At 71.0% G+C, this 22,383-nt stretch carries 19 protein-coding genes; 3 read left to right on the plus strand and 16 right to left on the minus strand.

The features are described 5' to 3' along the window. Positions 1 to 111 precede the first annotated feature (111 nt). Both CHAN_RS07980 and CHAN_RS07985 read left to right on the plus strand, forming a co-directional pair. A complete protein-coding gene (locus CHAN_RS07980; protein WP_048744453.1) occupies positions 112 to 1,398 on the plus strand; it encodes an amidohydrolase in 1,287 nt (428 codons plus the stop codon). A gap of 27 nt (positions 1,399 to 1,425) precedes the next feature. Continuing rightward, positions 1,426 to 2,427: a TIGR03571 family LLM class oxidoreductase gene (locus CHAN_RS07985; RefSeq protein ID WP_290288381.1), complete on the plus strand. Its 1,002-nt coding sequence runs from the start codon at positions 1,426 to 1,428 to the stop codon at positions 2,425 to 2,427. Positions 2,428 to 2,469: 42 nt separating this feature from the next. Here the strand turns inward: CHAN_RS07985 and CHAN_RS07990 are convergent, their stop codons facing one another. From CHAN_RS07990 to hisH, 15 genes are all read right to left on the minus strand, one after another. After that, the gene (locus CHAN_RS07990; RefSeq protein ID WP_290288385.1) at positions 2,470 to 3,630 is read right to left on the minus strand and encodes an alkene reductase; all 1,161 of its coding nucleotides are present in this window, start codon (positions 3,628 to 3,630) and stop codon (positions 2,470 to 2,472) included. A 151-nt stretch (positions 3,631 to 3,781) separates the two neighbouring features. After that, on the minus strand, positions 3,782 to 5,497 hold the full coding sequence (locus CHAN_RS07995) for a BCCT family transporter (RefSeq protein ID WP_377748476.1): 1,716 nt from the start codon (positions 5,495 to 5,497) through the stop codon (positions 3,782 to 3,784). A 186-nt stretch (positions 5,498 to 5,683) separates the two neighbouring features. Next, the gene (gene glgP / locus CHAN_RS08000) at positions 5,684 to 8,344 is read right to left on the minus strand and encodes an alpha-glucan family phosphorylase (protein WP_290288387.1); all 2,661 of its coding nucleotides are present in this window, start codon (positions 8,342 to 8,344) and stop codon (positions 5,684 to 5,686) included. A 115-nt stretch (positions 8,345 to 8,459) separates the two neighbouring features. Continuing rightward, positions 8,460 to 9,881 (minus strand): pyruvate kinase, encoded by a 1,422-nt coding sequence (gene pyk / locus CHAN_RS08005; RefSeq protein WP_048744662.1) that lies wholly within the window; start codon positions 9,879 to 9,881, stop codon positions 8,460 to 8,462. A 10-nt stretch (positions 9,882 to 9,891) separates the two neighbouring features. After that, the gene (lgt, locus tag CHAN_RS08010; protein WP_290288394.1) at positions 9,892 to 10,791 is read right to left on the minus strand and encodes a prolipoprotein diacylglyceryl transferase; all 900 of its coding nucleotides are present in this window, start codon (positions 10,789 to 10,791) and stop codon (positions 9,892 to 9,894) included. Continuing rightward, positions 10,788 to 11,582 (minus strand): tryptophan synthase subunit alpha, encoded by a 795-nt coding sequence (trpA, locus tag CHAN_RS08015; protein WP_290288398.1) that lies wholly within the window; start codon positions 11,580 to 11,582, stop codon positions 10,788 to 10,790. Before trpA ends, lgt begins: the two co-directional genes overlap by 4 nt. Next, complete coding sequence (trpB, locus tag CHAN_RS08020; protein WP_048744663.1) at positions 11,579 to 12,964, minus strand: tryptophan synthase subunit beta; 1,386 nt, start codon at positions 12,962 to 12,964, stop codon at positions 11,579 to 11,581. The genes trpA and trpB overlap by 4 nt, the downstream gene beginning before the upstream one ends. A gap of 163 nt (positions 12,965 to 13,127) precedes the next feature. After that, positions 13,128 to 13,931, minus strand: coding sequence for an indole-3-glycerol phosphate synthase TrpC (gene trpC / locus CHAN_RS08025; protein ID WP_048744462.1), 804 nt, complete (start codon positions 13,929 to 13,931; stop codon positions 13,128 to 13,130). A gap of 62 nt (positions 13,932 to 13,993) precedes the next feature. Then, on the minus strand, positions 13,994 to 14,809 hold the full coding sequence (locus CHAN_RS08030; RefSeq protein ID WP_290288406.1) for a TIGR02234 family membrane protein: 816 nt from the start codon (positions 14,807 to 14,809) through the stop codon (positions 13,994 to 13,996). Beyond that, the gene (locus CHAN_RS08035) at positions 14,802 to 16,388 is read right to left on the minus strand and encodes an anthranilate synthase component I (RefSeq protein WP_048744464.1); all 1,587 of its coding nucleotides are present in this window, start codon (positions 16,386 to 16,388) and stop codon (positions 14,802 to 14,804) included. The genes CHAN_RS08030 and CHAN_RS08035 overlap by 8 nt, the downstream gene beginning before the upstream one ends. A gap of 85 nt (positions 16,389 to 16,473) precedes the next feature. After that, positions 16,474 to 16,878, minus strand: coding sequence for a phosphoribosyl-AMP cyclohydrolase (gene hisI / locus CHAN_RS08040; RefSeq protein ID WP_290288409.1), 405 nt, complete (start codon positions 16,876 to 16,878; stop codon positions 16,474 to 16,476). Further along, positions 16,875 to 17,651 (minus strand): imidazole glycerol phosphate synthase subunit HisF, encoded by a 777-nt coding sequence (gene hisF, locus CHAN_RS08045; protein ID WP_048744468.1) that lies wholly within the window; start codon positions 17,649 to 17,651, stop codon positions 16,875 to 16,877. Before hisF ends, hisI begins: the two co-directional genes overlap by 4 nt. Positions 17,652 to 17,747: 96 nt before the next feature. Continuing rightward, positions 17,748 to 18,569, minus strand: coding sequence for an inositol monophosphatase family protein (locus tag CHAN_RS08050; protein WP_048744470.1), 822 nt, complete (start codon positions 18,567 to 18,569; stop codon positions 17,748 to 17,750). Positions 18,570 to 18,630: 61 nt separating this feature from the next. Then, positions 18,631 to 19,365, minus strand: coding sequence for a bifunctional 1-(5-phosphoribosyl)-5-((5-phosphoribosylamino)methylideneamino)imidazole-4-carboxamide isomerase/phosphoribosylanthranilate isomerase PriA (gene priA, locus CHAN_RS08055; RefSeq protein WP_048744473.1), 735 nt, complete (start codon positions 19,363 to 19,365; stop codon positions 18,631 to 18,633). Between the two features lie 122 nt (positions 19,366 to 19,487). Further along, positions 19,488 to 20,162, minus strand: a complete 675-nt coding sequence (gene hisH / locus CHAN_RS08060; protein ID WP_290288418.1) for an imidazole glycerol phosphate synthase subunit HisH — start codon at positions 20,160 to 20,162, stop codon at positions 19,488 to 19,490. Between the two features lie 297 nt (positions 20,163 to 20,459). Here hisH and CHAN_RS08065 point away from each other — a divergent pair, with 297 nt between their 5' ends. Further along, positions 20,460 to 21,098, plus strand: a complete 639-nt coding sequence (locus CHAN_RS08065) for an arsenate-mycothiol transferase ArsC (protein WP_048744477.1) — start codon at positions 20,460 to 20,462, stop codon at positions 21,096 to 21,098. Between the two features lie 97 nt (positions 21,099 to 21,195). On the opposite strand, the gene CHAN_RS08070 is transcribed toward CHAN_RS08065, so the two are convergent. Next, positions 21,196 to 22,383, minus strand: coding sequence for an MFS transporter (locus tag CHAN_RS08070; RefSeq protein WP_290288422.1), 1,188 nt, complete (start codon positions 22,381 to 22,383; stop codon positions 21,196 to 21,198).

Below are 22,383 nucleotides of genomic sequence, written 5' to 3' on the forward strand. Positions count from 1 at the left end.
GAAGCTCAGGGCCCGCGACCACGGCAAATCGCCGCACAACACGGCCGCAAAACGCGACCCGAGAGCGCACGACACGGAAACCACGACACGGAAAAGAGGAACACCGACTCGATGTCCGCCACCCAGCACTCCGACGCCCGCCCGTACCGCACGATTCCCGAAATCATCGCGGATCACGGCGCCGACCTGTCGTGGCAGAAGTCGGTGTACAGGCACCTGCACGCCAACCCGGAACTGTCGGCCGTCGAGGAACGCACCGCCGCCTACCTCGCCGAACGACTGTCCGAGTTCGACTGCTCCCTGACCACCGGCATCGGCGGCCACGGGCTGGTCGGCGTCTTCCGCAACGGCGAAGGCCCGACGGTGCTGTTCCGCGCCGACATCGACGCCCTGCCCGTCGAAGAGGCCACCGGAGTCGACTACGCGTCCGTCGCCGACGGCGTCTCCCGCGAAGGCATCGCCTCCAAGGTCATGCACGCCTGCGGCCACGACCACCACATGACCGCCCTCCTCGGGGCCTGCGCCATCCTCGACGCCAACCGCGAGGACTGGTCCGGCACCTTCATCGCCCTGTTCCAGCCCGCCGAGGAAACCGCCTGCGGCGCCCAGGGCATGGTCGACGACGGCCTGGCCACCAAGATCCCCCGCCCCGACGTGTGCCTGGGCCAGCACGTCGTCCCCGGCCCCGCCGGCCGCGTCATGTCCGCCGCCGGCCCCGTCCTCACCGGCTGCGACACCATCACCATCGACATCACCGGCCGCTCCGCCCATGGATCGATGCCGCACAACGGCGTCGACCCGACGTACATCGCGGCGGCGATCGTCATGCGGCTGCAGGGCATCGTCGGCCGCGAGGTGTCGCCCCACGAATTCGCGGTGATCTCGGTGGGCACGCTGTCGTCGGGCAACTCGAACAACACCATCCCCGGCCACGCGCGCATCGTGCTGAACATCCGCTATTACTCCGACGAGGTCCGCGACATCCTCATCGGCGCCATCGAGCGCGTCGCCCGCGCCGAATGCGTGGCCTCCGGCGCCGACATCGAGCCCCGATTCACCTACTCCGACCACGGCGACGTCACCGACAACGACCCCGAGGTCTTCGCCGACGTCCGCGCGGCATTCGACGGGGTCTTCGGCGCCGAATCCGTCACCGCCGAACGCTGGACCGCATCGGAGGACTTCTCCGACATCCCCAACGCCTTCGGCTGCCCCTACGTCTACTGGACCGTCGGCGTCACCCCGCGCGAACTGTGGGACCGGGCCGTCGCCGACGACCGGGTGCTCGAAGACGTGCCGTCCAACCACATGTCCACGTTCCTGCCGGACTACGAACCCACCGTCGACGCCACCACCCGCGCCGCCGCGGCGGCCGTGCTCGCCTGCCTGCGGCGGTAACGCGGGCCACGGAGGAAGACCGGCGACATGCCCCTGCACCTGCCCACCGACCGGATGACCATCGGCCTGGCCGAACCACTCGCCGGCGGGCGGGGCCCGGTGCCCGATCTGGAGGCGCTGCTGAGGGATACGGCGAGCGTCGCAAAGCATGCCGAAGACGCCGGCGCGACCGCCCTCTGGTTCCGCGACGTCCCGCTGCTCGTCGACGAATTCCGCGACGCCGGGCAAATCCTCGACCCGTTCACGCACATGGCGTACCTGGCGGCGCACACCTCCGACATCGGCCTGGCCACCGCGTCGACGGTGCTGACCCTGCGCCACCCCATCCACGTTGCCAAGCAAGCGGCCAGCGTCGACCAGCTCTCCGGCGGCCGCGTGGCGCTGGGCGTGGCCACCGGAGACCGGCCCGAGGAGTTCCCGGCGTTCAAGCGCCGCCGCGCCGACCGCGCCGAGGACTTCCGCCACGCCGTCGACTACGTCCGCGCCCTGTGGCGCCCGGGCACGCCGCGCACCCGCGCGAACCGGTGGGGCGGCGTCGACATGGGCATCGAGATGCTGCCCAAACCCGTCGGCGGCTCCCCCATCCCCCTGTACGTCACCGGCCACTGCGGCCAGACCCCCGAATGGATTGCCGAACACGGCGACGGCTGGATGTACTACGGGCAGGACCCGGACACCACCGCGAAGCTCGTGCGCGGGTGGCGGGAGAACGTCGCCCGGGTCTGCGGGGATGGCGCAGGGTCGAATGGCGCAGCGTCGGATGGAGGAGGCCTTGGCAGCGGCGGGGCGGGCGTCGTCAAGCCCTACATCACCACCCTGACCCTGGACCTGCTGCCCGACCCCGACGCCGAACCGAAGCCCCTGCGCTACGGCTTCCGCGCGGGCCGGACGTTCTTGCTGCGGTACCTGGAACGGCTGGCGAGTGTCGGCGTCGACCACGTCATGGTGGGGCTGCGTGCTTCACGACGGCCCGTGCCCGACGTCCTCGACGAACTCGGCGAGCACGTGTTCCCCGAATACCCGCGGTGACCAGCGGGCCGTCGCGGTGAACTCCCCAATGCCGGCGGTGGATCAGCCCGCGAACTCGGGGTAGTCGATGTAGCCCTCGGGGCCCTGGGAGTAGATGGTCTCCGGGTCGACGGCGGCCAGCGGCAGGTCCTCGCGCATGCGGCGCACCAGGTCGGGGTTGGCGATGTACGGCCGCCCGAAACCGACGAGATCCACCAGGCCGGTGTCCAGCCATTCCCGCGCCGACGCCGCGTCCTGGCCGCCCGTGAAGATCACCGCGCCGCGGTACTGCTCGCGCATGTGCTCGAGCAGCTGGCGCGGCACCGCGGGGGTGACGCGGTCGCCGGTGGTCGACGACTGGTCGGCGACGTGGATGAAATCGACGCCGCGCTCCCCCAGCTCGCGGGCGAGGGTGACGTAGGTGTTCTCGACGCCGTCGTACAGCGGGATGCCGTTGACCGTCCCGTACGGCGAAATGCGCATGCCGATGATGAACGGGCGGCCCTCCCCGGACCCGGCGCCATCCTTCGTCCGCGCCTCCCGGAGCGCGTCGCGCACCGCGTCGTTGACCGCGTCGACCACGGCCAGCGGGAACCGCAGGCGCTCGTCGACGGTCTGCGCGCCCCACCCGTCGCTGCGATCGTTGACCAGCGGATTGATGAACTGCTGGATCAGATAGCCGTTCGCGGCATGGATCTCGATGCCGTCGAAACCCGCCTCGACGGCATTGGCGGCCGCGCGGGCGTAGTCGGCGATGGTGCGGGCGATGCCGTCGTCGTCGAGCCCGACCGGATCGGAAGCGCCCGTGAAGCGGGCCTCGCCGCGGGAATCGAAGATGTAGCACTTGGCGCCCTCCGCGGGCGTCGACGTCGGGCTCTCCGGCGCCGACCCCGACGGCTGCAGCGCCGTATGCGACACCCGGCCGCAATGCCACAGCTGGGCGACGATGCGGCCACCGGCGGCATGGACCCGGTCGACGACCTGCGCCCAGCCCTCGACCTGCTTCGGCTTCCAGATCCCCGGCACCGCGGCGAAACCGCGCGCCTCCGGGGAAATGAAGGTCCCCTCCGAGACGATCAGCCCCGCCGTCGCCCGCTGGGCGTAATATTCGGCGACCATTTCATCGGCCACCTGGGACTGCGACCGCACGCGGGTCATCGGCGCCATGACGACGCGGTTGGGCAGTGACAATTCGCCGATGCGGAATGAATCGAACAGAGTCAACGACGGGCCTTTTCGGGAACTGCCGCCGCGGGCGGGCGCGGGCGGTCACCGGACGGGGACATTTGCGGTGACCTTAACACCGCCCGCGGAACCCGGTTCAATCGCGGCTCCGTTGAGTCGCCGCCCCGGGCTTGCGGCGGCGCGGAGCCGGTCAGCCCCTGCTCTCCCCCGGTTCCTCCTGCAGCTCGCCGCAGACGGTGACGTCGCCGTCGATGACCGCGCCGCCCGGGATGTGCAGGTTGCCGTCGTCGTCGATGACCGGCGCCGGCAGGGGTTCGCCGCTTTCGTCGTAACCCGGCGCCGGCGTCGACTCCTGGGTTTCCAGCGCGTCCGGGGTGAAGGCCGGGCGCCACTGGCGGGTGCGCGGTTCGGGGCGGGCGGCGGCGTCGTCGCGGATGCCCTTGACCAGCGAGAACATCATGACGAACCCGAGCACGAAGAACGGCAGCCCGACGACGGTGATGGTGTCCTGCAGCGCCGTCAGCCCCTCCTCGCCACCGCCGATGAGCAGGATGGCGGCGACCAGGCCAGTCAGCACGGCCCAGACGACGCGCTGCACCGAATTGGATTTGCGCTCGTCGCCGATCGCCATCATGTCCAGAACCATCGACGAGGAATCCATGGACGTCGTGAAGAAAATCACGACGATGATGACCGAGAACAAGGACATCACGGGCGCCAACGGGAAGTTCGACAGGAATTCGAACAGCGCACCCGGCACATCGCCTTGGTCGACGACGACGTCGACGAGCCCGCCGTGCTCCTGCTCGACGCGGAACGACGCCATGCCGAAGATGCCGAACCAGATCAGCGAAAACGCCACCGGCAGCACGAGCACGCCGCCGACGAACTCGCGGATGGTGCGGCCGCGGGAGATGCGCGCGACGAAGATGCCCACGAACGGCGCCCACGTGATCGTCCACGCCCAGTAGAAGACGGTCCACCCGCCCTGCCAGCCGGGGTTCTCCTCGAACGAGTCGTTCCACAGCGCCAGGCGCGGCAGCTCGGAGAGGTACACGCCGATGGCCTCGATGGTGCCGCGCAGCAGATACAGCGTCGGCCCCGCGAGCAACACGAAAACGAGCAGCGCGATCGCGGCGCCGATGTTGAGGTTCGACAGGCGCTTGATGCCCTTGTCCAGGCCCAGGGCCACGGACACGCACGCGATGAGCGACACGATGATGATCAGCAGCACCTGGACCGACACCGATTCTTCGATGCCGTACAGCCGGTTCAGGCCGGCGCTGATCTGCATTGTGCCCAGCCCGATGGACACCGCGACGCCGAAGACCGTGCCGACGACGGCGATGACGTCGACCAGACGGCCGATCGGACCGTAGATGCGGGTCCCGATCAACGGCGCGAGGATCGACGACAGGCGCGCCGGCAGCTTGCGCTTGTAGATGAAGTACGCGAAGGCCAGGCCCGGCAGCGCGAAGATCGTCCACGTGTGCAGGCCGAAGTGATAGAAGGTGAAGGCCAGCGCCTCGCGGGCGGCCTCGGTGGATTGGGCTTCCACGTCCGCCATCGGCGGGTTGGCGAAATGGTTGAGCGGCTCGGCGACGCCCCAGAACATCAGGATCGTGCCGATGCCCGCGGCGAACAGCATGCCGAACCACGTCGCCGTCGAATGCTCGGGGCGCTCGTCGTCGCCGCCGAGCCGGATCCGCCCGAACCTGGAGACGGCGATCCAGACCAGGAAGACCAGGAACACCGTCACGCCGAGGATGTAGAACCAGCCGAGGTTCTCCTTCAGCCAATCCGCCGCGGTGGAGAACGTCGCGGTGACGGAACCGGTGGACGCCAGCGTCCAGACGACGAACGCGAGGATCAACGCGACCGACGGCCAGAACACCGGCCCGTCGATGTTGAAGGTGAATTTTCTGCCGCGGGTTATGTCCCCCGGTTCCGCTTTCGTCGAATCGGGTTGGGACACGGGGAATCACCTCAGGTGAATTGGTCGGTCGATTGCACCTTCCACTTGACCATCATTCACCTCCGGATACAAACGGATCGGCCGAGCCCGTCCGCTGCGGGCACTTGCTCCGCCGAACTACAGGTACTTGACCAGCCCCGTCTCCGCCGGATGCGCGAGCAGCTGGTGGCGCGGCACGACGCGGACGGCGTACCCGAAGGTGCCGGGGCGGTCGGTGCGGATCGTCGTGGAGTACCGCCCGCGGCCCCGGTGCTCCATGGCGTGGATGTCGTTGTCGCGCATTCCGCCCATCTCGCCGCCGCCGTGTCCCTCGCCGCCGTGCCCCTCGCCGCCGCCGCGTCCACCGCAGCCGTCGACGTCCCCGACGATGGCCTCGACGCGGACGTCCTCGTGGGCGAGGGTGCCCAGCTCGACGTCGACGCAGATCTGGAATTCCTCGCCGGCCAGCACCCGGGTGCCGTCGCCGATGGGGGCGCCGTCGCACAGCGCGCGCGACAGCGTGATGTTCGGCCAGCCCTGCGCCACGTGGCGGGTCCAGTTGACGAACTGCCGCGCGGCATCGCCGTCGGCGGCCATCAGCCGGTTGGCGTGGTCGGCCGGGCGGTAGTAGCCGTCGACGTACTCGCGGAGCATGCGGGTGGCGGTGACCTTCGGCGACAGCGTCGTCAGCGACGCGCGGATGCGGTCGAGCCAGGCGCGCGGGATGCCGTCGTCGTCGCGGTCGTAATACGACGGCACGATCTCCTGCTCCAGCAGGTCGTACAGCGCCTGCGATTCCAGCTGGTCGCGGTAGCCCTGGTCGTGCGTTTCCACGGACGGGATGGTCCAGCCGTTGCCCTCCTGCGGCATCTCGTCCCACCAGCCGTCGGAGATCGACAGCGTCAGGCCGCCGTTCATGACCGCCTTCATGCCGGAGGTGCCCGACGCCTCCTGCGGGCGGATCGGGTTGTTCAGCCACACGTCGGAGCCGGAGACCAGGTGGGACGCCAACTGCATGTCGTAGTCCGGCAGGAAGAGGAAACGGTCGCGGACGCCGGCGTCGTCGGCGAAGCGGATCAGCTCCTGCATCAGCTGTTTGCCGCCCATGTCGCGCGGGTGCGCCTTGCCCGCGACGACGAACTGCACGGGCCGGTCGGGGTCGAGCAGGATCTCGCGCAGGCGGTCGGGGGCCTTGAGCATCAGCGTCAGCCGTTTGTAGGTGGACACCCGCCGGGCGAAGCCGACGGTGAGCGCATCCGGGTCGAGCACCCGGCGGGTCCAGCCCAGCTGGGCCTCGTCGAGGCCGCGATGCCGCCACGAGTCATGGAGGGCGGCGCGGGCGACGTCGACCAGGTCGGCGCGCATGGTGTTGCGGGCCGCCCACAGCTCCTCGTCGCCGATGGCGTCCGCGTGCTCCCAAGCTTCGGCGACAGCCGGGTCCGCCCCGCCGCAGGCCGCGGCGATCACCGGTTCCATCGCGGGGTGCGCCCACGTGGGCAGGTGGACGCCGTTGGTCACCGAACCGATGGGCACCTCATCGGGTTCGTAGCCGGGGTACAGGCCGCGGAAGCTCTCGCGCGAGATGGCGCCATGGAGCTTTGCGACGCCGTTGGCCCGCTGCGAGAGGCGCAGCGCCAGATTGGCCATGTTGAACCGGTTCGGGTCGTCTTCGGCGCCGAGTTCGAGGATGCGGTCGACGGGCACGCCCGGGCAGAGCAGCGACGTGCCGTCCCCGCCGGCCTCGATGTGGCGGCGGACCATCTCCTTGTCGAACCGGTCGATGCCGGAGGGCACCGGGGTGTGGGTGGTGAAGACGTTGCCCGCCCTGGTGATGGCCAGCGCCTCGTCGAACGTGGCGCCCTCGTCCATCCGCTCCCGGATGCGCTCGAGGCCCAGGAACCCGGCGTGCCCCTCGTTGAGGTGCGCCACGCGGGGGCGCATCAGGCCGCGGGCGTCGCAGAACGCGTTGACCGCGCGGACGCCGCCGATGCCCAGGATGATCTCCTGGCGCACGCGGTGCTCGTCGTCGCCGCCGTAAAGGCGGTCGGTGATGCCGCGCAGCTCGGTCGGGTTGGCGTCGATGTCGGTGTCGAGCAGGATCAGCGGGACGCGGCCGACCTGGGCGACCCACAGGGCGACGGAGACGGTGCGGTGGCCGGGGAAATCAACCTCGACATGGATGTGGTCGCCGGCGCCGTCGCGGACCTTCTGCACCGGCAGCGACGCCGGCGCGTGGGCGACGTAGGCTTCCTCCTGCCAACCGTCGGCCGACAGCGACTGCGTGAAGTAGCCGTGCGTGTACAGCAGGCCGACGCCGATCAGCGGCACGCCCAGGTCCGACGCGGATTTCAGGTGATCGCCGGCCAGCACCCCGAGGCCGCCGGAGTAGATCGGCAGCGACGGGTCGATGCCGAATTCCATGGAGAAGTACGCGGCGATCGGGTCGGTCGCCGTGCGGTTGGTGACTCCGGTGGTCTCGGCGTCGGCGCGGTCGTGTTCGTCGTGGCTGCGCTCGAACCACAGGGAATCCTGCAGGTGGGCGTCGAGTTCCGCGGCGGCGGCGCGCATGCGGGCGAGGAATTCCCCGTCGGCGGCGAGCGCCTCGAGCGAGGAGCGGGGGCTGGCGTGCAGCAGGGCCATGGGGCCGTTGACGCGCGACCAGAGGTCCGGGTCGATGCTCTCGAACAGTTCGCGCGTCGGACGGTGCCACGACCAGCGCATGTTCATGGCCAGCCGGACCAGCGGCTGAAGGGCGGACGGGATGTTGTAGGAAACCTCGACAATGCCTGTTGCCTTCATGGACTGAACCTAACCCCAAGCGGGCGACCCCGCCACAGCAGCGCAAACGGCTGCCGCGGCGGGGTCGCGCGGATGGGCCCGCCGGATCGGATCCGGGGCGGGCGCCGCGGGGAGGTCAGTCCCCGTGGATGTCCTCGCCCAGCATGTGGACGTGGACCAGGTTGGTGTTGCCCTCGTTGCCCGGGGGCGTGCCGGCGACGACGACCATCATGTCGCCGCGGCGGTACTCGTCCATGGCCAGCAGGGCCTCGTCGACGGTGGTCATCATGTCGTCGGTGGTGCGGACCTCGCGGGTGAGGAACGTCTCCGCGCCCCACGTCAGCGCCAGCTGCGAGCGGACCGACTGGTGCGGGGTGAACACCAGCAGCGGCAGGCGCGAGTGCAGGCGCGCCACGCGGCGGGCGGTGTCGCCGGAGGACGTGAAGGCCACCAGGGCGCGCGCGTTGAGGCGCTCGCCGATGTCGCGGGCGGCGTAGGAGATCACGCCGCGCTTGGTGCGCGGCATGTGCGTCAGCGACGGCACCTCGCCGTCGCGCTCGGCGGCGGCGACGATGCGCGCCATGGTGCGCACGGTGGTCTCGGGGTACTTGCCCACCGACGTTTCGCCGGAGAGCATGACCGCGTCGGCGCCGTCGAGGACGGCGTTGGCGACGTCGGAGGCCTCGGCGCGCGTCGGGCGGGAGTTGACGATCATCGAGTCGAGCATCTGCGTGGCGACGATGACCGGCTTCGCGTTCTCGCGTGCGATCTGCACGGCGCGCTTCTGCACCAGCGGCACGTCCTCCAGCGGCACCTCGACGCCGAGGTCGCCGCGGGCGACCATGACGGCGTCGAAGGCCAGGATGATGGCCTCGAGCGCGTCGACGGCCTCCGGCTTCTCCAGCTTCGCGATGACCGGGACGCGGCGGCCCTCCTCGTCCATGATCGCGTGGACGAGCTCGACGTCGGACGGCGAGCGGACGAAGGACAGCGCGATGAAGTCGACGCCCAGGTTCAGGGCGAAGCGCAGGTCACGGATGTCCTTCTCGCTCAGCGCCGGCACGGAGATGTCCATGCCCGGCAGCGAGACGCCCTTGTTGTTGGAGACGGGGCCGCCCTCGGTGACCTCGCAGATCACGTCGTTGCCCTCGACGCCGATGCACTTCAGGCCGACCTTGCCGTCGTCGACGAGCAGGCGGTCGCCCGGCTTGGCGTCCTGGGCGAGGTTCTTGTAGGTGGTGGACACGCGGTCGTGCGTGCCCTCGACGTCATCGACGGTGATGCGGACGGTCTCGCCGTCGGCCCAGTACGTCGAGCCTTCGGCGAAGCGGCCGAGGCGGATCTTGGGGCCCTGCAGATCGGCGAGGATGCCCACCGCGTGACCGGTCGCGTCGGAGGCTTCGCGGACCCAGCGGTAGTTCTGCGCGTGGTCCTCATGCTCGCCGTGCGAGAAGTTCAGGCGGGCGACGTCCATGCCGGCGTCGACAAGCGAGGTGATTCCCTCGAGGGAGGCGACGGCGGGGCCAAGGGTACATACGATCTTCGTTCGTCTTTGCACGTCCACCACCCTAGTCCCGAACCGGCGCGGCCGCGTCGGCCCCCGCCCCGCCGCGGACGTCCCCGGGAGCTTCGCGACGTCTCTTGCGCAGCGCGAACACGAACCCGCAGGCGATCAGGAAAACCACGGCGGACGTGACGGTGTTGATGCGCAGGCCGCCGAAGACCTCGGTCGCGGCGTCGGTGCGGATCAGCTCGATGAAGAACCGGCCCAGCGTGTAGCCGGCGACGTAGAGGGCGAAGACGATGCCGCCGCCGAGCCGCAGCCGCCGGTCGAGCCACACGAGCAGGATGCAGATGGCGACGTTCCACAGCAGTTCGTACAGGAACGTCGGGTGCACCACGGCGAGCACCTCGCCGGTGGAGACGCCGGATACGGGCGCGGCGTTGCCGGCTTCGTCGACCCGCCGGTAAATCTCGAGCCCCCACGGCAGGTCGGTCGGGCCGCCGTGGAGTTCCTGGTTGAACCAGTTGCCCAGGCGGCCGATGCCCTGGGCGAGGATGATCGTCGGCGCGACCGCGTCGAGCATCGGCGCGACGGGCACCTTCCGGTATTTCAGGACCAGCAGGCCGGCCAGGGTGCCCAGCGCGACGGCGCCCCAGATGCCCAGTCCGCCGGCGGTGATGTTGAGCGCCCGCCAGGGGTCGCCGCCCTCGCCGAAGTACTTCGGCCAGTCGGTGAGCACGTGGTAGAGCCGGCCGCCGATGATGCCCGCCGGGATGGCGAAGATGGCGACGTCGAGGACGACCTCGGGGTCGCCGCCGCGGTCGGCGTAGCGGCGCTTGGCCCACAGCACGGCGATGATGATGCCGGCCAGGATGGACAGCGCGTATCCGCGCAGCGGGATGGGCCCCAGGTGCCACACGCCCTGCGGCGGCGAGGGGATGTTCGCCAGCAGCTCGACGGTCACGCCCGCTCCCCGGCCTCGCCCGCGCGCACGCCCGCCGCCAGCTCCTCGGCCAGCGCGACGAGTTCATCGCGGCCCTTCGCGGCGGCCTTGATCAGGGCGGAGCCGACGATGACGCCGTCGGCGAAGCCCGCGATCTCCTTGGCCTGCTCGCCGTCGGACACGCCCAGGCCCACGCACACCGGCAGTTCGGTGAACTCGCGGGTGCGGGACACCAGGATGCCGGCGGCGGAGTCGACGGCCTTCTGCGCGCCGGTGACGCCCATGTGGCTGGTCGCGTAGACGAATCCGCCGGAGGCAGCGGTGGTCAGCGCGATGCGCTCGTTCGACGACGACGGCGCGACCAGGAAAATGGTGTCCAGGCCGTGCTTCTCGGCGGCGGCGAGCCACCGGTCGGCCTCCTCCGGGATCAGGTCCGGGATGATGGCGCCCATGCCGCCGGCGGCGGCGAAGTCCTCGGCGAACTTCTCCGGGCCGTACTGCAGGATCGGGTTCCAGTAGGTCATGGTCACGCAGTTGGCGCCGGCGGCGGTGACCTCGCGGATGACGTGGAACAGGTCCCTGATGCGGAATCCCGCGTCGAGGGCGATGTCCGCGGCCTCCTGGATGGTCGGGCCGTCCATCATCGGGTCGGAGTACGGCAGGCCGACCTCCACGATGTCGGCGCCCGCGGCGACGACGGCGTTGATGTTGTCGATCGATCCCTCGACCGTCGGGTAGCCGGCGGGCAGGTACGCGATGAAGGCCGCGCGGTTTTCGGCGCGGACCGTGGCGAAAACGTCTGAGAGGCTCACTTGCCCTGCTCCTTCCGCTGGTCGCTCAGCTCTTGTTCGGCCGTCTCCGGGCCGGTGGTCTCCGCGGGCGTGCGGATGCTCTCGGGGTGCAGATCGAACCACCGCGCCGCCGTGTCGACGTCCTTGTCGCCGCGGCCCGAGACGTTGACGATCAGAACCGGCTCCCGGCCGAGCTCGTCGCGAAGCTGCTTTGCGACGACCCGCGCCGCCGCGACCGCGTGCGCGGACTCGATGGCCGGGATGATTCCCTCCGTGCGGGACAGGTCGCGGAAGGCGTCCATGGCCATGTCGTCCGTCACGGGGACGTAGTGGGCGCGGCCGGAATCGGCGAGCTTGGAGTGCTCCGGGCCGACGCCCGGGTAATCCAGGCCGGCGGAGATGGAGTGGGACTCGATGATCTGGCCGTCCTCGTCCTGCATCAGCGCGGCGAAGGAGCCCTGGAAGACGCCCGGGTTGCCGCCGGCGGAAATCGGGGCGGCGTGGCGGCCGGTCTCGACGCCGTCGCCCGCGGCCTCGGCGCCGATGAGCCGGACCGACTCATCGTCGATGAAGGGGTGGAACAGGCCGATGGCGTTGGAGCCGCCGCCGACGCACGCGATCGCGGCGTCCGGGAGGGAACCCCTGGCGGCGAGGATCTGCTGGCGGGCCTCGGCGCCGATGATGCGCTGGAAATCGCGCACCATCGCCGGGAACGGGTGCGGGCCGGCGGCGGTGCCGAAGCAGTAGTAGGTGTCGTCGGCGTTGGCGACCCAGAAGCGCATGGCCTCGTTGATGGCGTCCTTGAGGGTGCGGGAGCCGATCTGGACCTCGATGACCTCCGCGCCGAGCAGGCGCATGCGGGCGATGTTGAGGGCCTGGCGCTCGGCGTCGACGGCGCCCATGTAGATGCGGCATTCCAGGCCCAGCAGCGCGCAGGCGGTGGCGGTGGCCACGCCGTGCTGGCCGGCGCCGGTCTCTGCGATGATCTTCGTCTTGCCCATGTTCTTGGCCAGCAGCACCTGGCCGAGCACGTTGTTGATCTTGTGGCTGCCGGTGTGGTTGAGGTCCTCGCGCTTGAGCCAGACCTCGGCGCCGATCATCTCGCCGAACTTCGCCGCCGGGTAGAGCGGCGACGGGCGGCCCGTGTAATCGCGCTGCAGGCGGTCGAGCTCCGCGAGGAAGGCCTCGTCGGTTCGGGCCTTGGCGTAGCCCTCGGTGACCTCGCCGATGACGGACATCAGGGCCTCGGGGATGTAGGTGCCGCCCCACGGCCCCCAGTGGCCCAGCTCATCGGGCTCGTGGCCGGTGGTTCGCGAAATGACCTCGCCCACCGTGGGCAGGCGGTCGCCGGCGGCGTCCTTGCTCTTGAATTCCTGATCGTTCACCCGACCATTGTGACCCATCGCGCCGCGCGGCGCGCCCACCGGGGTCGGATGGGCAGCGACGGGGTCGGATCAAGTCGGGATGGTCGCGTCGGGCGCCGCCGTGGCGCGTGCGCGTCCGGTCGGGCGCCGCGGTGGCGCGTGCGCATCCCGTCGGGCGTCGCCGTGACGCGTGCGCGTCCGGTCAGCCGCGGGACGCGGGGTGCTGCCCGGCGGCGACAAGGCGGCGGCAGGCGTCGCCCGGATCGCCGGCGGTGACCAGCCCCTCGCCCACCAGCACGCAATCCGCGCCCTGGTCGGCGTAGGCGCGCAGATCCTCCGGGCCCTTGACCCCCGACTCGGCGACCTTGACCACGTCGTCGGGAAGCATCGGGGCGAGCTTGCCGTAGACGCCCATGTCGACCTCGAGGGTCTTCAGGTTGCGGGCGTTGATGCCCAGGATCTTCGCGCCGGCGGCGATGGCCCGGTCGACCTCCTCGGCGGTGTGCGCCTCGACGAGGGCGTGCATGCCCAGCGACTCGGTGCGGTCGAGCAGCGCCTCCAGGGCGGGCTGATCCAGCGCCGAAACCATCAGCAGCACCAGGTCGGCGCCGTGGGCGCGGGCCTCGTGGACCTGGTACGGGGTGACGATGAAGTCCTTGCGCAGCACCGGGATGTCCACCGCCGCGCGCACGGCGTCGAGGTCGGCGAGGGATCCCCGGAAGCGGCGCTCCTCGGTGAGGCAGGAGATGACGGCCGCGCCGTTGTCGGCGTACTGCCCGGCCAGTACGGCGGGCTCGGGGATGTCCGCCAGGTCGCCCTTGGACGGCGAGGCGCGCTTGACCTCGGCGATGACCTGCACGCCCGGGCCGGACAGCGCGGCCAGCGCGTCGAGGGCGGGCGGGGCATCGAGCGAGCGGGCCTTGATCTCCTCGAAGGGAATCTTCGCCTCGCGGGCGGCCAAATCCTCGCGGACGCCGGCGATGATGTCGTCGAGAACCGTTGCCATGGTCAATCCCCTCGTCGCGGGCTCGGGCCCGCATGTCGATGAAATCCGTTTCGGGCTGAATGTTATCGGTCGGTGCGGCCGCCGCCGGGCGCGGGGTCGGAATCCGCGGCGCCGGTGTCGGTCGATCCTGGCGCGGGGTCGGAATCCGCGGGATCGGTGTCGGTCGGGTCCACGCCCGCGTCGAGGGCGTCCCACATGACGCGGCCCGACGCGGGTTCGCGCGACAGGTCGTCGCGCACGCGCTCGCGGCGCACCTCCGGCGTCTCGTACGCGCCGGAGCGCCGCTTTGCGACGGTCCCGCCCGGGCGCACGAGCAGCAGCACTCCCCCGAGCACGCCCAAAGCCGCGACGATGACGGACACCACCGGCCCCAGCGAGTGGGTCTCGAGGTTCTGGATCTGCGCCCAGTCGGAGACGGTGACCGGTGCGTTCGCCCGCTGGGTCGCCGCACCGGAGGAGAGCAGGTCCAGCGCGCGCTTGGGGTCCGCGCCGGCGGTGAGCAGCTGCAGCGGCGACCACGCGGCGGCCGCGGCGATGACCGCGGCGAGGCCGCCGACGACGCGCCGCCCGAGGCCGCCCATGATCAGCGTCGCCGCCACGGCCGCGGCCAGCGCCAGCGCCAGCGCCGTGGTCTCCGGCGCCCACGTCGCGCCGACGAGGTCGTTGACCGCCTCGCCCGATTTGTCGTCGAAGGTCGTGACGGTCAGCCACGCCGCCCGGCCGGCGAGCCACAGGCCGATCGCCGACGCGAGGATCAGCGCCAGGGCGGCGCCAGGGCGGCGATCGGTCTTCTTCGCCCCGCCGTCCTGCTCCGGCACCTGCTCACCCCGCTGCCCGGACATCTGCTCCGGCTCCCGCTTCCCCTGCGGCTCAGTCATCTGCTCCCCCTTCGGCGTCCCCGCGGGCCTCGCGGATGGTTTCGGCGGCGGCGACCGCGCGCAGCACGGCCGCGGCCTTGTTGCGGGTTTCGGCGTCCTCGTCCTCCGGATCGGAGTCGGCGACGATGCCGCCGCCGGCCTGCACGTACACGGTGCCGCCCTTGATCAGGCCGCTGCGGATGGTGATCGCCTGGTCGGTGTTGCCGCGGAAATCGAAATAGCCGACCGTGCCGCCGTAGATGCCGCGCCGGGTGTCCTCCAGCTCGTCGATGATGGCCAGGGCGCTCGGCTTCGGCGCGCCCGACAGGGTGCCCGCCGGGAAGGTGGCGGCGAAGGCGTCGACGGCGGTCGCGTCCTCGGCGAGCGTGCCGGTCACGGTGGACACCAGGTGCATGACGTGCGAGTACCGCTCGATGTGCCGGAAGTCGTGCACCTTCACCGTGCCCGGCTCGCACACGCGGCCGAGGTCGTTGCGGCCCAGGTCCACGAGCATGAGGTGCTCGCTGTTCTCCTTCTCGTCGGCCAGCAGCTCCTTCTCCAGCAGCACGTCCTCCTCGACTCCGGTGCCGCGCGGGCGGGTGCCGGCGATGGGGTTCGTGATCACGCGCCGGCCCTGCACCTGCACCAGCGACTCCGGCGACGACCCGACGATCTGGAACGCCGTCGCCGTCATCGACTCATCGGGCACGTTGACCAGGAACATGTAGGGGCTGGGGTTGGTCATCCGCAGCATGCGGTAGACCTCCAGCGCCGTCGCGTCGGTGTCCATCTCGAAGCGCTGGGACAGCACGATCTGGAAGGCGTCACCCGCGCGGATGTGCTCCTTGCACACGCCGATTCGGCGCTTGTGCTCCTCCGCGGTGCGCTGGCGGCGCACCTCCGGTTCCGGCAACTCGACCTCCACCGGCGGCGTCGACAGCGGCGCGGCGAGCTTGCCCAGCATCCGGTCGATGCGCGACACGGCGTCGTCGTAGGCCTCGTCGACCCGCTCGTCGGAGCCGTCCCAGTTGATCTGGTTGGCCACCAGCCAGATCACGCCCTCGTGGTGGTCGACCACCGCCAGGTCCTCGACCAGCAGCTGCACCATCTCCGGCACGCCGAGGTCGTCGACGCAGGTGTCGGGCAGCTTCCGCTCGATGAATCGGATGACGTCGTGCCCGAAGTAGCCGACCAGGCCGGACGTGAACGGGGGCACCGAACCGGCGGCGACGGCGGCGTCGTCGAGCGGGAGTTCGCTGTGCAGCAGCCGCAGGGTCTCGCGCAGCGCGACCAGCGGATCGCCGCCCTCCGGGGCGCCCTCGGGGGCGGTGCCGATCCAGCGGGCCTCGCCGTCGACGACGGTCAGGGCGGTGCGCGAACCGCAGCCGATCATCGACCATCGCGACCACGACTGCCCCACGTCCGCCGACTCCAGCAGGAACGTGCCCGGGCGGTCGGCGGCGAGCTTGCGGTACGCCGACAGCGCGGTTTCGCCGTCCGCCAGCACCCGCCTGATCACCGGCACCACGCGATGATTCCGCGCGAGGTCGCGGAAGCGTTCGCGGGACGTCATCGAGGTTCGCGTCGAGGTTCGCGTCATGGGGAACATCATGCCAAACGCCCGCGCGCCCAACCGGACGAGGGCCGGGGCCGAGCGGGCCTGCCTGGGCTCGCCGGGGCCGCGCCTACACCAGCGGATCGACGTCGAAGCAGGAATGCGCGCCCGTGTGACAGGCGGCGCCGGTCTGCTCGACGGTGACCAGGACGGTGTCGTGGTCGCAGTCCAGGGCGACGTGGTGGACCTTCTGGAAGTGCCCCGAGGTCATGCCCTTGATCCAGTATTCGCCGCGCGACCGCGACCAGTAGGTGCCGCGGCGGGTGCCGATCGTGTAGGCCAGCGCGTGATCGTCCATCCACGCGAGCATGAGCACGTCACCGGTGCCGATCTCCTGCACGATCGCGGGCACCAGGCCGGCATCGTTGCGCTTGAGGCGGCCGGCCAGCTCGGGGGCCAGCTCCCACGTCGCGGGGTCGTCGGGGTCCCGCTTGCCGACGACCAGCCGCTCCCCCGCTTCGCCGTTGCCGATCATCGGCGCACCTCGATACCGGCGGCGGCCATCGCGTCCTTGACTTCGCCGATGGAGACCTCGCCGAAGTGGAAGATCGATGCGGCGAGCACCGCGTCCGCGCCGGCTTCCACCGCGGGCGGGAAATGCTCCGCCGCGCCCGCGCCGCCGGAGGCGATGACCGGCACGTCGACGGCCTCGCGGACCTTGCGCAGCAGCTCCAGGTCGAAACCGTCCTTGGTGCCGTCGCCGTCCATCGAGTTGAGCAGGATCTCGCCGACGCCGAGTTCCTCGCCGCGGCGCGCCCACTCCACCGCGTCGATGCCGGCGGACTTCGAGCCGCCGTGGGTGGTGACCTCGAAGCCGGACGGCTGCGGCTGCCCTCCCTCGGGGACGCGGCGGGCGTCGACGGACAGGACGATGCACTGCGCGCCGAAACGCTGCGACAGCTCGCGCAGCAGCTCCGGGCGCGCGATGGCGGAGGTGTTGACGCTGACCTTGTCCGCGCCGGCGCGGAGCAGCTGGTCGACGTCGTCGACGCTGCGGACGCCGCCGCCGACGGTCAGCGGGATGAAGACCTGCTCGGCGGTGCGGCGCACCACGTCGAGCATTGTGCCGCGGCCGTGCTTGGAGGCGGTGACGTCGAGGAAGGTCAGCTCGTCGGCGCCTTCCTCGTTGTAGCGGTGCGCCAGCTCGACGGGGTCGCCGGCGTCGCGGAGGTTCTCGAAGTTGACTCCCTTGACCACGCGGCCGTCATTGACGTCCAGGCAGGGGATGACGCGGATCGCGACGGACATGGTTCTCCTAAAAGGGTCGGGTGTTCGGTGCGGGGTGATCGGTGTGGGGTGGGTGGGGTGAGTGGGGTGGGGTCGGCGAAGAGCGTCGGGCGCGCCTCACGCCCGGAAATCGGTGGGCGGTTGCAGGCCCCGGATGATGTGGAGCAGCCCGGCATGGACTTCCTCGGTCCCGGCGAGCACGCCCACCGAACCGTCCCGCCAGGGTTCGCCGGTCAGGTCCGTGACCACGCCGCCGGCTTCGCGGATCAGCAGCACGCCCGCCGCGTTGTCCCACACGTGCGGGGAGAACGTGACCGTCCCGCCGAACGCCCCGGACGCCGTGGCCGCGAGGTCCACTCCGACTGAACCGGAAATTCGGATCGTCGGGTAGCGGTCCCCCACCGCCGACAGCAGCAGTTGCCGCCACTCGCGGGGGAAGGTGCCGTCGCGGCGCGCTATGACGGAGCCGAAGGCGATGGAGACCGGGCGGCCGGATTTCGGGTCCATGTGCACCTCGCGGCCGTTGACGCGGGTGCCGCCGCCGAGGGTGGCGGTGACCCGGCGGCCCAGCAGCGGCATCGACGCCAGCGCCACGATGGGTTCGCCCTTGTGCAGCAGCGACACCAGGATGGCGCACATGGGGTACCCGGCGGCGTAGTTCGTGGTGCCGTCGATGGGGTCGACGACCCACACGGTGTCGGGCTCGGCCTCGCGGTCGCCCCCGGCGCCGTATTCCTCGCCGTGCACGGGGAAGCCGGTGAAATGCTGCAGCAGTTCGCGCAGTCGGCGTTCGATGGCCAGGTCGATTTCCGTGGCGAAGTCGCCGCGCGCCTTGGTCACCAGCGGGTCGGCGCCGAGGTTGACGGTGAAGAGGTCCTCGACCTCGTCGACCGCCGCCTCCGCCATCGCCAGCAGGGCCCGGGGTTCCAGGTCCGCCATGGTCTCACGACCTTTCCGCGTCGTATCCGCGCGTCGTCCGCGCCGTTGCCGCGGCCGGGCGCTAGGAGCGCGCGACCTCCAGGGCCTCCTCGAGCGTGAACCGGCCGGCGTAGAGCGCCTTGCCGATGATCGCCGAGTCGACGCCCTCGGGCACCAGGGTCTTGATGGCCTCGACGTCGGCGAGCGAGCTCACGCCGCCCGACGCGACGATCGGGGCGTCGGTGGCCGCCGCGACGTCGCGCAGCAGGTCCAGGTTCGGGCCGGCCAGGGTGCCGTCCTTGGACACGTCGGTGACCACGAAGCGCGAGCAGCCCTCGGAGTCGAGGCGCTCCAGCACCTCCCACAGGTCGCCGCCGTCGGAGACCCAGCCGCGGCCGCGCAGGCGCCACTCGCCCTCGATCTGGCGGACGTCCAGGCCGATGGCCACGCGGTCGCCGTATTCGGCGATGATCCCCTTGCACCACTCCGGGTTCTCCAGCGCGGCCGTGCCGATGTTGACGCGGCGGCAGCCGGTGGCCAGCGCGGCCTCCAGCGACTCGGTGTCGCGGATGCCGCCGGACAGCTCGACGTCGACGTCCAGCTTGCCCACGACGTCCTTGAGCAGCTCGTAGTTCGAGCCGCGGCCGAAGGCGGCGTCGAGGTCGACGAGGTGGATCCACTCCGCACCGGCGTTCTGCCAGTTCATCGCGGCGTCGAGCGGCGCACCGTAATGGGTCTCGGAACCCGCGGCGCCCTGGACCAGGCGGACGGCCTGTCCATCGGCGACGTCAACGGCGGGCAGGAGGGTCAAGGTCATGGCGGTGTATCGCTCCCCGGGGTCAGTGATTGTCGGCGGCGGCCGGCGTCGGCCGCCGTGCAGTTCCGATGTGGAGTATAGGCCAGCGCCCGGACGCCGCGACGGGGCGGGCCGGGTGGGCGTCAGCGCAGCGTGGCGGTCCAGTTGCGCAGCAGGGCCAGGCCCGCGTCGCCGGACTTCTCCGGGTGGAACTGGGTGGCCCACAGGGGGCCGTTTTCCACGGCGGAGACGAAGCGGTCGTTCTCGTGCGACGTCCACGTCACCAGCGGCGCCGCGATGCGCGAGTCGGAGTCGAGATCCCAGCGCCGGGCGGCGTAGGAGTGCACGAAGTAGAAGCGTTCGCCGTCGATCCCGCGGAACATCTCGGAGCCCTCGGGCACGTCGACGGTGTTCCAGCCCATGTGCGGCAGGATCTCGGCGTCGAGGCGCTCGACGGTGCCGGGCCATTCGCCGCAGCCGGGGGTGCCCACGGCCCGGGCCGAGGAGTCGACCTCGCCGGCGTGGATGCCCTCGGCGAACTCGACGCCGCGGTCGAAGAGCACCTGCATGCCCACGCAGATGCCGAACACGGGGCGGCCGCCGGCCAAGCGCGATCCGATCAGACGGGGGCCCTGCACGCGGTGGAGGCCCTCCATGCACGCCGCGTAGGCGCCGACGCCCGGGACGAGCAGCCCGTCGGCGTTCATCACGGTGTCCGGGTCGGCGGTGACGACGACGTCCACGCCGGTGGAGGCCACGGCGCGCTCGGCGGAGCGCAGGTTGCCGGAGCCGTAGTCGAGGATTGCGACGGTGGTCATGGGGGAATCATAAATGGTCGTTTCGCCGCGTCCCCGCATCGCCCCGCATGGCCTCCCGACGGCCTCCCGACGGGCTCCACATGGCCTCCGCATGACCCCGGATGGCCCCCACATGGCCCGCGACACGCCGGGAATGTTCACCGGTGAAATCGAACCGCAGGAGTGCTAAGGTTAACGGCAGGTTAACTTCCATTGAACTTAATGTCAACCACTGCTGGTGGGCGGGTCGCCGAATCGCTTTGCGACGGCCCGTCGCCACGCAGAGGGACGCGGAACCCGCCCGAGAAAGGCACGACGATGACCAACCCGCTGCTCAACCGCCAGTTCGAAATCGTCCGCGAGGACATGCACCGCCGCTACGGCGCCCTGCACTCCGCCGATCACATCGACGCGGTGATGGACGACACCATCGCCGAGCGCACGGCCGAGGCCAAGGTCGAGACCTTCCTGCCGGTGATCGTGGAGCGCATCGTCTCCGAAACCCTGGAGGAGCAGGCCCTGGCCGCCGGCGCCACCGACGCCGCCGCGCGCCGGGAGGTCCTCTACGTCTGCGAGCGCAACGCCGGTCGTTCCCAGCTGGCCTCCGCGATCACCGCGTGGCTGGCCGGCGACCGCCTCTTCGTCCGCTCCGTGGGGCTCAACCCCGTCGGCGGCATCAACCCGACCGTGCTGGAGGTCCTCGCCGAACGCGGCATCCCGACCGGGCACCTGTACCAGAAGGAAATCGTCGCCCGCACCGTCCACCGGTCCGACGTGGTGGTGCTCATGGGCGTCGAACAGCGGCCGGACATCCCCGGCGACCGCTACGTCGAGTGGGACATCGCCGACCCGGAGGGCGCCTCCATCGAGGAGGTCCGCGCCATCGCCGACGACGTCGAGCGCCACGTGCGCGCCCTGCTCGCGGACATGGGCCTGGACGAGGCCAAGTCCGCGTAGGCGGATTCCCCCGCGCAACACGGAGGCTCCTCACCCACCGCTCCGCCGGTTCCGGCAATGCGACCCAACCGGCCCCGATCACCGGGGCCGGTTTTCGTCATGCCCGGCGGGAACCGACCTTCAGCGCCGGCGAGCACGCCGCCGCCACCAGGCCCAGGACCACCAGCAGCCCCAGCGCCACCTGCAGGCCGAGGCCGGTGGCGGCGACGCCGATGGCGGGGCTGGTGACCAGGAACCCCATCCGCATGAGCCAGCCGACGAGTGTCACGCCCGCACCGTCGGACACCCCCGGCACCCGGGCGGCCGCGGCGAAGGCGGAGGGCACCAGCGTCGCGCAGCCGAATCCGGCGAGGGCGAAACCGCCGATGAGCACCGTGGGCGCCGACATCGCCCCGCCGAGCAGCACCAGCACGCCGCCGACGGCGATGAGGCCGCTGCCCGCGCCGGCGACCCGCGCGCGTCCGAACCGGTCGATGAACGCGTCGCCGAGGAAACGCCCGAGCGTCTGCGACGACAGGAAGATCGCGTAGGCGATGCCGGCCGACGCCGTCGCCAGTCCGGTGAGCTCGTGGGCCGCCAGGCCACCCCAGTTCTGGCCAAGGTCCTCCACGGCGGTGCCGGCCGTCGCCACCGCCGCCAGCGGCAGCACCGCCAGAAACGCGGAGCGCAGCGCCGTCCACTTCGGGGCCGTCCCATGGTCCCCGTGAGCGTCGTCAAGCTTCTCTTCCGGAAGGGGCGCGGCGCCATCCCCCACGAGCCACGCGCCGAGCGACACCATGGCCAGGCACACCGCCGAGGCGACCGCGAGGTGCAGGCCGAAATCGTTGCCGGCGACCGCGGACCAGGTGGCGATGGCGCCTCCCGACGCCGCGCCCAGGCTCCAGAAGGCGTGCAGGCGGGAGATGATCGACCGCCCCGAGCGGCCCTGGACGCGCGTGCCCGCCACGTTCTGGCCGACGTCGGCGGTGGCGTCGCAGATGCCGAAGCCGAACAGCAGCGCCGCCAGCGCGATGCCGCCGGAAATCCGGCCGATCAGGATCATCAGGATGGCCATCACCAGCGTCCCGCCGACCGCCGCGAACAGCGGGCCCCGCCGGGACACGACCCGCGCCGGCAGCGCCGAGGACACCAGCGACCCCAGCGGCATGGCGGCGACGATGAACCCGAACTGCAGGTCCGTCAGGCCCCACTCCTTGACCAGCGTCGGATACCACGGCAACAGCGACGCGAAGATCGCGCCGTTGGACGCGAACATCAGGGAGGTGCCCAGGAAACCCTTTCGCAT

Source organism: Corynebacterium hansenii, from assembly GCF_030408795.1.
Lineage (GTDB): Bacteria > Actinomycetota > Actinomycetes > Mycobacteriales > Mycobacteriaceae > Corynebacterium > Corynebacterium hansenii.